The organism is Plantibacter sp. CFBP 8798 (genome assembly GCF_014841195.1).
Classification (GTDB): Bacteria; Actinomycetota; Actinomycetes; order Actinomycetales; family Microbacteriaceae; genus Plantibacter; species Plantibacter auratus.
Genome location: NZ_JACYTS010000001.1, coordinates 466,212 through 478,247, shown reverse-complemented (window position 1 = coordinate 478,247; position 12,036 = coordinate 466,212). Strand labels below are relative to the sequence as shown.

General features: G+C 70.7%; 5 protein-coding genes. All 5 read right to left on the bottom strand.

The genetic code is table 11. From position 1 onward, the window contains the following. Positions 1 to 6: 6 nt before the first annotated feature. The 5 genes from IFU30_RS02200 to IFU30_RS20220 all read right to left on the bottom strand — a co-directional run bounded on the left by IFU30_RS02200 (position 7) and on the right by IFU30_RS20220 (position 11,916). Complete coding sequence (locus IFU30_RS02200) at positions 7 to 639, bottom strand: DUF805 domain-containing protein (RefSeq protein WP_192004152.1); 633 nt, start codon at positions 637 to 639, stop codon at positions 7 to 9. A gap of 70 nt (positions 640 to 709) precedes the next feature. Continuing rightward, a complete protein-coding gene (locus IFU30_RS02195) occupies positions 710 to 922 on the bottom strand; it encodes a helix-turn-helix domain-containing protein (RefSeq protein ID WP_137242732.1) in 213 nt (70 codons plus the stop codon). Then, positions 922 to 1,407: a DUF2975 domain-containing protein gene (locus IFU30_RS02190; RefSeq protein ID WP_192004151.1), complete on the bottom strand. Its 486-nt coding sequence runs from the start codon at positions 1,405 to 1,407 to the stop codon at positions 922 to 924. The genes IFU30_RS02195 and IFU30_RS02190 overlap by 1 nt, the downstream gene beginning before the upstream one ends. A 216-nt stretch (positions 1,408 to 1,623) precedes the next feature. Then, a complete protein-coding gene (locus IFU30_RS02185) occupies positions 1,624 to 5,469 on the bottom strand; it encodes an OmpL47-type beta-barrel domain-containing protein (RefSeq protein WP_192004150.1) in 3,846 nt (1,281 codons plus the stop codon). A gap of 186 nt (positions 5,470 to 5,655) precedes the next feature. Then, the gene (locus IFU30_RS20220; protein WP_342450789.1) at positions 5,656 to 11,916 is read right to left on the bottom strand and encodes an OmpL47-type beta-barrel domain-containing protein; all 6,261 of its coding nucleotides are present in this window, start codon (positions 11,914 to 11,916) and stop codon (positions 5,656 to 5,658) included. Positions 11,917 to 12,036: the final 120 nt, after the last annotated feature.

Genomic DNA, 12,036 nt, shown 5'->3' with positions numbered 1-12,036 from the left:
GCGACCTCAGCGTCCGGACGACACCTGCGCCGGGCGATCGAAGCGCTGCCCTTCGGGCTTCGACGGAAGCAGCACGAGGACCAGGATGATGACGCTTCCGATCGATGGGACGAGTGTGAAGAAGTAGTACGGGCCGGGGAAGTTCGCGTCGTGCAGGCGCCGCCAGGTGATCGCCAGGCTCGGCACGATGAGGGCGAACCACACCACCAACAGCAGGATCACGCCGAGGATGAGGAGCACACGCATGCCGAACTCCATGGGCCCAGGCTCCGCGAAGTCATAGCCACCCCCGGACAGGTCTTCTTCCTGCGCAGCCGTCGCTGCTGCGACGCCGGTCATGATGGCACCGACCATGACGAGCAGCGTCGGGATGAGGATCAGGATCGTCGTGAGCAGCGAACTCCACCAGTACTCGCTGAGCGACGCGCGCCCCGAGAAGTTCGCGTACTGCTTGAAGAACCGCTTGGTGGCCTGGCGGAACGTGGCCCCGTAGAGCGGCAGGGTCAGGTCGTCCGGCGAGCTGGCACCCCGGGGCGGGGGCGCGATGTACTGCGGCTGCCCGTACGGCGGTTGGCCGTACTGCGGCTGCCCGTACGGCAGCTGGGACTGCGGACCTGGAGGGTTTGGAGGATACGTCATGACTGCTTCCGGATCGCTGGTCGAGGTGCCTCCAGTATGCCCGGCATGGCGACCGGGGCATCGGGGCGGATCACTCCGACGCGGCCTCCCAGCGCAAGAGGTCGCCCGGCTGGCAGTCGAGTGCGACGCACAGCGCTTCGAGCGTCGTGAATCGGACCGCCTTCGCACGGCCGTTCTTCAGTACCGCGAGGTTGGCCGGTGTCACCCCCACGAGCTCCGACAGGGTACCGACCGACATCTTGCGGCGAGCCAACATGACGTCGATGTCCACGATGATCGGCATCAGATCACGTCGTCCAACTCGGAACGGAGCCCCTGCGCCTCGATCTCGCGGTCGACGGCCTGACGCAGCAGGGACCGCATGACCACGACCACGAGGGCGACACCGGCGGTCACGAGCGCGGCACCGCAGAGGAGACCGATGACCCCCGGCGCGATCCCGCCCGGAGCGAGGAGGACGGCGAGCCCGAACGTGAGCAGCGCGGACACGGCGATCGCACCGATGATGACGTCGACGAACCGGAACGAGCGAGCCGAGAAGACCCGCCCCCGACGGACCAGGTCGAGGAGCGCCCAGACACACACGGCGCAGAGCTGGAAGGTGATGATCTCGGCGATCACGATGATCGCGAACAGGGTCCGCGGCACCTCGTTCACGCCGTCGAGGTCCGCCCAGAGCAACGGGACCATCACCACCTGCACCACCAGCGAACCCACCAGAGCGACCGCGAGGATCACCCGCAGCACCAGGACCGTCACTCCGCGCATCGCGCACCTCCATCGAAGAACAATGGAAAGCTATCGTTATTCGATAGATTGCGCAAGCCGACGCCATCCCGCTCCCTGAGCCATTCCGGTCCCTGAGCCCATCCGGTCCCTGAGCCCATCCGGTCCCAGAGCCCTTCCAGTCCCCGAGTCCGTCGGGTCCCAGGGCCATCCCGGTCCCAGAGCAATTCCGGTCCCTGAGCCTGTCGAAGGGCGCACTCAACCTCGGAACGCCTCCTGACGACGCCTCGCGACGAGCAGCACACCGGAGAGGAGGGCGAGTGCGGCGATGAGCAGCGCCGCGGACGGCGCGGCGCCGGTCCTGGCGAGGTCGTCGCCACCACCGCCCCCGCCGGCTCCGGGCGCCGAGGCACCGGGGCTTCCGACAGACGTGCCCGGGAGGGCTCCACCGCCCGTCACCTGCAGCGAGGCCGTCGCCGCGCGATCGGTGGTGACACCTCGGAGCTCGACCGTGTGCACCCCGTTCGGCGTCGAGACCGGCACGGCGACGACACCCGAGACGGCACCCGAGCCGTCGGCGGTGAAGGTGGCGAGCCGCACCGGGTCGGAGAAGAGCGTGACCGTCACCTGCTCACCGGCGCCGAAACCCGAACCGGCGACCGCGAGGGAACCGCCCGCCGTCACCGATGAGGCACCGAGGACCACCCGGGCGCCGTCCCCCGGCTCCGGGTCGACGGGCGTCTCGACGACCGTGACGGTCACCGAACGCTCGGCGCCGACATTGCCGGCGACGTCGGTGGCGCGGTACCGCACGAGGTGCTCGCCCGGTTCGTCGAGCACGAGCCCGGCATCGGAGACCGGCGACCAGCCGGCATCGTCCTGGCCGGCACCACCCGAACCCGCGTCGCCCGACCTCACTGCCGCTTCGACCAGGGCGACCCCGGAACCCTTGTCCGTCGCGTCGAACCGCACGGTGACCGGTCCGGTCGCGGAGGCCTCCGGTGTGGTGACCGCCTCGACCTCCGGCGCGGTCGTGTCGATGTCCACGGACAGGGCCACCGGTTCGGAGACGTTCCCAGCAGCGTCGGTCGCGCGGGCCGCGACCACGTACACGCCATCGGCGCCGAGCATCAGCACCCGCGTCTCCGGGTCGAACGCCTCGACCTCCTCCGCCGGCGTCCACGCGCCGTCGCCGAGCCGGAGTTCGACCATCGGGGCGTCGTCGACGTCGTCGTCAGCGTCGACCGCGACCGACACGCCCTCGCGATACCAACCGGCCTCGCCCGTCGGCTCGGCCGGACTCGACGCGAGCGTCACGGTGGGCGCCGTCGTGTCCGGCTCCCCCGCCGGAGCGACCGCGTTCGCCGTGATCTCCAGGATCCCGACGGATCCGCCCTGTTCCGCCGCACCCCAAGCCTGCATGCGCACCCGGAGGGCCGACGTCGCGACCGGTGTGAAGCCCACGGCGTTGGCGACGTCGCGGTCCCGGGTGTACGGGTCCGTGGTGTCGACCGGCACCCAGGAGCCGTCCGCGGCGAGCGTCTCGACCACCCAGCTGCGCGGCGGGATCACCCCCACGTTCGCCTCGTCTGCGGCGTCGGCGAAGAAGTGCACCGACGCGGCGTCGAGCGTGACCTCGCGGTCCCAGCTCAGCTGCACCCACTGCTCACCGACCATCGGCCAGGTGCCCCAGGACGCACCCGAGGCACTGCCGTCGTTGACGGCGTCGACCGTGGTCCACGGCGAGGAGTAGGAGGCGGTCGCCGTGGCGAACGACGCGATGTCGCCCTCGAGCGGGGCGTCCGCCGAGCGCTGCACGGTGATGGCGGTGACCGCCGACACGTTGCCGGCGGTGTCGCTCGCACGCAGGTAGACGTCGTGCGCCTCGAGGTCGAGCATGACCGGCGCGGTGTACGGCTCCCAGGCGTCCTGTCCGTCGACGGCGACCTCGAGGCCCGCGAGACCGGACGCGGTCTCCGGCGCGCCAGGATCGGCGGCCGACGCCGTGACCGCGCGGCTCTCCGCATCGAACGCCGCGTCGACGGTCGGTACACCGGAGTCGATCCGGAACGACGCGTTCCAGACCTCGGAGGTGTTCCCGGCGGCGTCCGTCGCCCGGATGGCCACGCTGTGCGGTCCGTCACCGGTGATCGTCTGCACGGCCGTCCGCTGCCCGGCGACGGCGGTCCAGTCGCCGCCGTCCCGCTGGAACTCGATGAGCGGCGTGGGGTCCGCCGCGTCGAGCGCCGTCGCCCGCAGCGTGACGTCACCGAGGAACCAGTCCCCCGCGCCGTCGACGCCGATCGTCTCGACGTCGAGCGTCGGCGCTTGGGTGTCCTCGGTGACCGTGCCGTCGATGACCGTCACGGTCGCCTCGACGCGGCCGGCCGCATAGCCTTCGGCGGTGCCGAGCACGGTGAAGGATCCGGGCGCGGCGAGCTGGTCCGCGGGGACGGGGTCCCAGTGCGCGGTCGCGCGGACGGAGCCGCCCGTCGCGTCGTCGAGGAGCACGGTCTCCGGGAGGAGGGGCTGCGTCCCGGTGATCGTCGACACGACGACCGGCTGATACCCCGTCGTCTCGGCGGCCAGCACGCGCCACTCCTCGACGGCGAGCGCCGAATACGCCGGCGGGTTCGCCCCGTTGGACGAGGCGTTGAGCACCGCCCGGAGCCGGGTGGTGGTGACCGGTTCGAAGGTCACGGTGTGCTCCGCGGTCGTGGAGGTCGGGTAGCTGCTCGGGTTCACGACGTCGACCCAGGCTCCGGACTTCCAGGACTGCAGCCTCCAGCTCGACGGGTCGGACACCCCGTTGCCGGTGCCCGGTGCGACGTCGCGGAAGAACTTGATCGATGCGCTGTCGATGCGCACGGGGCGGTCCCAGTCGTACTGGATCCACTGCTGGGCGGGACGCTCCGCCGACCAGCTGCCCCACATGTCGGGCGGCAGCGGGTTCGGTCGGATCGTCTCGTCGTTGAGGGCGTCGATCCAGTACTGCGTCGGGACGGGCTCGTTCGAGGCCGAGGCGGTCGCCCAGGGTGCGACGTTGCGCCGTGGGCTGAGGTCGGGGCCGCGCTCCGGGGTCGTGACGACCTCGCGCATGGTCGGCGGCACGGTCGTGTCGTCCCACTCCACGCTGTCGATGGCGACCGAGCGACGGAAGTGGTTCCCGCCGACGGCGTCGGCCGTGTGGTACGCGATGTACCACTCGCCCTGGAACTCGGTGATGGCCGGGTGCGAGGTCGTGGACGACACGGGGGCGAGGACGCGGCCGCGCTGGGTCCACGGCCCGAAGGGCGAATCGGCCGAGGAGTACGCGATGCACGCGTGGTAGGTCGCCGGGGTGCAGGTGGAGTCGGGTCCGGCGTTGTTCGCCGCGTAGGCGAGGTAGTAGGTGGCGCCGCGCTTGAACAGCCACGCCGCTTCGAAGAAGCCGTCGACACCGGAGGAGATCGTGCGCACGTCACCCGTGAGCGTCACCATGTCGGCTTCGAGCTCGACCGCGCGGAGCTGACTGAAGCTGCCCCAGTAGAGGTAGACACGACCGTCGTCGTCGACGAAGACCGTCGGGTCGATGTTGTGGATCGTGTTGCCGAGGATGGCCTGGGAGATGATCGGGCCGCCGACCGCGTCCGTCCACGGGCCGAGCGGGTCGTCGGCGACCGCGACGCCGATGCCGAACTGGTCCTCCGACGTGCTCGCCGCCTCGTGGACCGGGACGTACCAGTAGAAGCGGCCGTCGGCACCCTCCACGACCTGCCCCGCGTAGGCGCGGCCGGAGGTCGCCCAGTCGAAGACGGTCTCAGGACGCATGAGCGACGGGTGGTGCTCCCAGGTGCCGGAGTCGGGATCGCCGGTGGAGAACGACTGCCACTCGTTCATGATGAAGTCGTTCGTGGTTGGGCCGGCCTCGTCCCGCCCCGCGTAGATGTAGAGCTCGTCGTCGACGACCAGGGTGGCGGGGTCCGCCGAGTACACGGAGCCGTCGCCGATGATGGGGTTCTGCGTGGCCGCCTCAGCCGGTGGTGAACCGACGACGACCGTGAGCAGTGAGGCGAGGACGGCGGTCGCGGCTCCGAGAGCGGCGAGGCGGAGGGGACGGGACACGAGGATCTCCAGTGATCGGTGTGGTGGTGCGGGTGGCCCTTCGACAAGCTCAGGGACCGGGGTAGGGGACCGGGGTAGGGGCTCACGGACCGGGGTGAACGGGCTCAGGGACCGGCGCAGGGGGCAGGGGCGGCAGCCGGGGCAGGCCCGGGGAGCGGGATGCGCTCCCCGGGCCTGCCGAGGCGATCAGACGAGCGGTCCGGTCGGTCCGCGCTCGAGCTGCGTGCGTCCGGCCCGCTGGCGGGCGATCAGCACGGCGGCGGCTCCGAGGAGCACCGCGAGGGCGGCGAGGCGACCGAACGTGGCGGCCTCCTCGGGCACACCGGTCGATGCGATGGCGTCCGGCGTGCTGGCACCCGGCGTGATGACGGTCACCTGGGCCGTCACCTCGCCGCCAGGCAGGACCAGGGCGAGCGTGTGGACGCCGGCCGTGGTCGTGTACGGGACGGTGAACACCGCGTTCGCCGTGCCGTCGGCACCCACCGTGAGCGTCCCGAGCGTCACCGGCGTCGACCGCAGCTCGACGCGGAACACCGCGCCCGGCTGGGCTCCCGTCAGCGACACCGGCAGCGCTCCGCCGGGGGCCACGCTCGTGACGCCGAGTCGCAGCACCTCGTCACCCGTCAGCGAACCGCTCGGTTCGCTCGGGCCGGGCGTCGGCGTCGGGTCGACCGGGGTCGGCGTCGGCTCCGGCGTGACCGGCTTCGCGGGGACGTCGACGGAGACGGACTCCGAGACGTTGCCCGCGACGTCGGTGGCGCGGACGGCCACCGTGGTCGCCGCTTCACCTGTGGCGACGGGTGCGGTGTACGTGGACCACACCCCGTCCCCGACCCGGACCTCCGTGAAGGCGACACCGGAGTGCTCGTCCTCGGCGGTCACGGTGACGGTGCGCCCGGTGCCGTCGAACGTCCCCGCGGCTGTCGGGACGGTCGCATCGCGCCGCACCTCCACGACCGACGGCTCCGACACGTTGCCGGCGGCGTCCGTTCCACGGAAGGACACCGTGGCGACCCCGTCATCGGTCACGACGACCGGGCCGGTGTACACCGCCCACTCGCCGGTCCCGACCCGCGCCTCGAGGGTCGCGACGAGGTCGCGGTCGTCGACGGCGGTCGCCGAGACGCTCACGTCCTCGCGGAACCATCCGGAGGCGGGCCGCTCGGGGGTGACCGTGGTGGTCACGACGGGAGCGGTGACGTCCGGGACCGGCTGGTCGGCCGCCTCGAACACCTGCCACTCCTTGATCCCGAGGCTGCCCTTGCCGCTCTCGGTGCCCGAGGCCTCGAGGCGCAGACGCAGCTTCGTCGTCGTCACCGGGGTGAAGGCGACCGGGTTGAACGCGTCGACCTCGGTCCCGTACGCACCGAGCGCCTCGACGTCGACCCATGCGCCGGCGCCGTCTCCGGCCTCGGCGTCCCAGTACTGCGCCTTCCAGGACGCCGGGACCTCGATGCCGAGGCCCGCGTCGTCGAGGTTCGAGACGAAGTACGCCCCGGTCTCGCCGACGGTGACCGCCTCCGCCCAGTCGTACTGGACCCACTGCTGACCGATCTCCGGCCACGCGCCCCAGACGGTCGCGTTGTCGTTCGGCGTGACATCACCCGATGAGGTCGGAGCGACGTCGTCGTTGAGGCCGTTCACCGTGTTCCAGGCGGCCGTGAACGAGGCCGTGGGGACGGCGCCGATCGCGACGTTCCGGCGGAGCTGACCGTCGCTCTTCTGCACGACGACCGTGGTGTCCGCAGACACGTTGCCCGCGGTGTCGGTGGCACGGAAGTGGACCGTGGTCTCCTCCAGGCCCACGAGGACCGCCTTGGTGTAGGGCATCCACTCCGCCGCGTCACCGATGCGGACCTCGATGGAGGCGAGGCCGGAACCGGCGTCCGTCGCGGTCGCCTTGACCGTGCGGGCCGCGGCGTCGGCGACCGGGGTCACCGACGGCGCTGTCGCGTCGATCCGGACGGTGACGTCGGAGGAGGCGGAGCGGTTGCCGGCGGAGTCCGTCGCGCGGGCGGCGACGGTGTGGACACCGTCCCCGCTCACGGCGACCGGACCGGTGTACGGAGCCCAGGCGGCGTCGTCGACCGACACCTCGACGACGGGCGCCGAGTCGCGGTCGTCGGTCGCGGTGACCGAGACGGTCGCCGCTCCCGTGTACCAGCCCGATGCCGGGGCCGCCGGATCGACGGTGAGGGCGACCACCGGAGCGGTGTCGTCCTCCTCGCCGCCACCGGCGCCGACCGTCACGGTGGCGGTCGCCGTCTTCGCTCCCGGGAGGGCCGATTCGACCGTCCCCGTGACCTCGAAGACACCTTCGGCCGCATAGGACGCGGGATCGACGGTGGCCCACGTCACCGGCAGGTCCTCGCGGGACCCGTCGTTGTAGAGGACGCCGAGCGAGGCCGGCAGTGCGGGTGCGACCCCGGCTGCGGTGGTGACCGCGACCGGGTCGACGGCGTTGATCTGCCCGGGGGCGGTCGCCCGCACCCAGACGGTCGCCTTCGCCGGCACCGCGGAGCCGGTCACGAGACCGACGACGGAGAAGCTGCCCTCACCCGCGACCTGCTCGGGTGTGATCGACGCCCACGAGACCGGGAGGTCGGCGTGGCTGCCGTCCGCGAACGTCGCGTCGACCGTCGACGGCAATGTCGGCACGACACCCGTGGTGGTGCGGACGTCGATGGGTTCGATCGCCGTCGGCGCGACCGCGAACACCTCCCACTCGCTGACCGCGACACCGGCGTACGGGTCGGCTCCGGTGCCGGGACCGGCCGCGCTCAGCACGAGGCGGAGCTTGGTGGTGGTCACGGCGTCGAAGTCGACGGCGTTCGGTGCGTCGCGCTCGACGCCGTAGGCGGAAGCGCCCGTGACGTCGGCCCACGCGTCGCCGGTCCAGTACTGCGCCTTCCAGGACTTCGGCACGTTCACACCGGCGCCGGAGGAGGGGTTCGTCTGGTCGGCCCAGAACGACACCGTCGCGGCGTCGACCCGGACCGGGTTCGCCCAGTCGTACTGCAGCCAGCGGGTGGCCGGGCGGCTCCCCGACCAGGTGCCCCAGATGTCGGCCTGCGACCCGCCGCTGTGGAGGACCGTGCCGTCGTTCACCGCGTTGACGTTGTTCCACCCCGCGGTGAACTCGCCGGTCGGCGTCGCCTCGCGGGCGACGTTCTGACCGCCCGCCGACACCGCACCCTGGACCACGAGGTCCTTCGTGCTCGTGAGCTCGCCGTCGCTCGCCGTGAGGCGCAGCGTGTACGAACCCTCGGCGGTGAAGCTCGCCGTCGTGGACGCCGCGGTGGCGTCACCGAAGATGACGAGACCGTCGTCCGGGGCGTCGACCACGGACCACGAGGAGGTCACGTCGCCGAGCGGCAGCCCGTCGTCCTTGACCTCGCCGACGAGCGCGAGCGTGCCGCCGGCCGAGTTCGCCTGGTCGACCCAGGCGTTCACCGACGGAGCCTGGTTGGTGGAGGCGGGTGCCGCAACGCCGGTCGCGAAGAGTTGGAGCTCCTTGACCCCCGTCTTGAACCCGGCGGCGTGGTTGACCGTCAGCCGCACGGCGTCGCCGGTGATCTCGGGGAACTGCACATGGTTGTAGTTGGCTCGGGGGTAGACCGGGCCACGCGCCTGGGCCGGGATCGCCGTCCAGGTGTCGCCGTTCCGGACCTCGAGCGAGTACGTCGCCGGCTCCGAGTACCCCTGCACGGTGGCGGTGGACGAGGAGTTGTAGAAGTACACCCTGGCGTCGTCGAAGGTCTTGGTGCCTCCGAGTTCGACCACGAGCGAGTCCTTCGCGTTGGGTGACCCCGCGGTTCCCCAGAAGGGCTCGTTGGCGGTCGTGCCGTCCACCGCCGCGGTGGCGGGACGGCTCGGCGCGGAGAAGCTCGCGCTGACCTCGGCACCCTCGGCGGCGTTCGCGGATCCGGCGCTGGCCGGGTCCACGTCGGCGCCCGCCTTGGCGAAGAGGTCCACGACCCGGTCGCCGGCGGCGAAGGAGACGTCCTGCGGCGCCTGCAGCGAGGCGGTCGTCGAGGACAGGACGGTGACGTCGTCCGCCACCTCGACCGTGCCCGTCGCGGGGTCGTAGACGACCTTGCTCAGGGAGTCGATGGTGAAGGCCAGCTTGCCGTCGAGGAACACCGAGTAGCCCTCCGGGATGCTGTCGCCGTAGTGGCGCTCACCGCCCGGAGCATCCCAGGTGATGGTGAGGTCCTGGTCGCGGAAGGCGATGTTGTTCGCCGTGAAGTGGTCCCAGTCGATGTCGATCGGGTCCAACTCGATCTTCGCGTCGCTCCGCGGACGGAGCCCCATGGTGTCCTCGATCATCGTGAAGTTCGTCGCGCCGAGGATCGTGTGGTGGATCCAGGAGCGGTAGCCGATGTCCTGCGGGTCGGCGTCGCCGTCGGACCAGAACTCGTTCTGGTCGGGCAGGCGGTTGTCGCCGCCGTTCTGGTAGTGCGACCAGGCGTTCCAATACAGGAGCTTCTTGTACCACTCGGCGTCGATCGCCTTCGTCGGGTAGTCGCGGAGCACCTTCGCCAGCATGCGGAACGTCACGGTGGAGTTGATCACCGAGAAGTTGTTGCTGCCCGGTCCGCCGTAGTCCGCCTGGTCGGCCTGGTTCGCCGTGTAGAAGGGGAAGATCGGGTACTGGGCGTCGTCCGCGAAGAGGTCGAGGGCCTTGACGTAGTCGTCGGCGTAGTCCGCGTCGCCCGGCTTCGGCATGAGGCCGACGGTGAAGGGGTAGAAGTTGTTGATCTCCTTCCACTTCGCCAGCTTGCCGTCGGACGTGAACCGGTGCTTCAGGACCTTCGCGTCGGCGTCCCAGAGGAGCTCGACGACCTTGTCCTTGATGCCCTGGGCGAACTCGTCCATCTCGACGGCCTTCGCCTCATTGCCGGCGGTCCGGTAGGCGGCGGCCGAGGCGAGCGCGTTGGAGTACAGGTACGCGTTCTCGGTGCGGTCCATGTACGCGTTCGGGCGCTCGTGGAACGACACCGCGTCGGCGTCGTTGCCCGTCATGGCACCCCAGTTGTAGTCGATGAGGCCGCTGTCGTCGGTGTCGTACGCGTCGAGCAGGCCCTTCACGTCGTCCTCGGCGTACTTCGCGAGGTTCTCGGCGATCGCCGTCGGTCCGCCGTGCAGCTGGTAGGAGCGCCACGCCGCCTCGGAGATGTACTGCGTGTAGCTGTTCGACCAGTTCGCCGGGTCACCGGGGTTGTCGACGAACTTGTAGCTCTTCGAGGTCTCCCCCGCCGACACCCAGGGGCCGTAGGAGTAGATCGGGTTGCGGAAGTACTTGAGGTCGTCGATGAACATGCCCGTGGTGAGCACGATGGCGTTGTTGTAGCCGAGCACGCCCTCCATCGAGGTAGGGAACTGGTAGTCGTTGCCGGGGATGTCGGCGTCGAGGAAGTTGAAGCGCATGAGCCACCAGCGGTAGTACAGCGTCTTGTCGATGTTGTCCTCGGGCGTGTCCAGGTAGGGCACGTTGTCGGCCCACCACTGGTTGTACGCGGTGACCTGCGCCGTGTACGAGGCGTCGGGCGCGAGTCCGCGGACGGCGTCGTACTGGGTGCGCGACTCCGCGATCTCGTCGGTGACGAACCCGAGCTGCACCTTGGTGGACACGGTGCCGCCGGCCGGGACGGCGAGGCTGGCCGTGATGCCGCCGCCGTCCGGCGTGAAGCCGTCGCCGGAGAGCCGCGGGAAGATCGTCGTGAGCTTGTTGGCCGCGGACACGACGCCGGTGAGCTCATCGCCCTCGACGGTCGTCGTGTAGGCCGAGCTGGCCGTGAGCTGCACGGTGTGCGCGCCGTTGGTACTGCGGACCTGCAGCCCGGTGACCGCGACGTTCCCGTCGGTGATGTACTTCGTCTGGACGACCTCGATCCCCGAGGCCGCGTGGCGGTGCACGCTGCGCCAGTAGCTCGGCGTCTGCACCCGGCTCGCCGTGTCCTCCGTGAGCGTCACGTCGGAGCCGTCGATCTTCGCCGCGACCGTGTACGCGGCCTTGCCGTCGATGGCCTCCCAGTAGGCGACCTGGCCGCCGAAGCCGAGTTTCGACGGGTCGTGCTCCTTCATGAACACGGCACGGCCGCGGCTGAAGAGCCACTGGTTGTCGTCGCCGAAGCTGCCGGTGGTGCCGGTGCGCTGGAGCATCCGGTCCATCCAGAAGTCGGGCCCGCCGAGGGCTCCGGCTCCAGCGGCCACGTCCGCGTCGAAGATCGCCTGCAGCTGGTTGCCGGCCGTGTAGCCGGTGCCGGTGGCGGGGACCGGGGTGTCGCTGCCCGAGAACGTCGGGTAGCCGATGTCGGCGTTCGCGGCCTGCGCCGGCGCCGTGAGGAAGGTCGTGCCGATGACGGCGAGAGCGGCTGTCGCCGCGATCCCGCCACGCCATCCACGCGACCCCCGCTTGGGGGTGGATTGCTGTGTTCTGACCACGCTGTCTGATTCCCTCTCGTCAGTGAGTAGGACACTCCCGGGGAGGTTATCGGGAGATTCGCAGACTTCGCAAGGCTTTTCGGAAGTTTCGGCACACCGGGCGGAAATCGGATGACAGCA

Coding starts and splice junctions, on each gene's coding strand:
- IFU30_RS02200 (WP_192004152.1), bottom strand. CDS start 639: ATGACGTATCCTCCAAACCCTCCAGGTCCGCAGTCCCAGCTGCCGTAC.
- IFU30_RS02195 (WP_137242732.1), bottom strand. CDS start 922: ATGCCGATCATCGTGGACATCGACGTCATGTTGGCTCGCCGCAAGATG.
- IFU30_RS02190 (WP_192004151.1), bottom strand. CDS start 1,407: ATGCGCGGAGTGACGGTCCTGGTGCTGCGGGTGATCCTCGCGGTCGCT.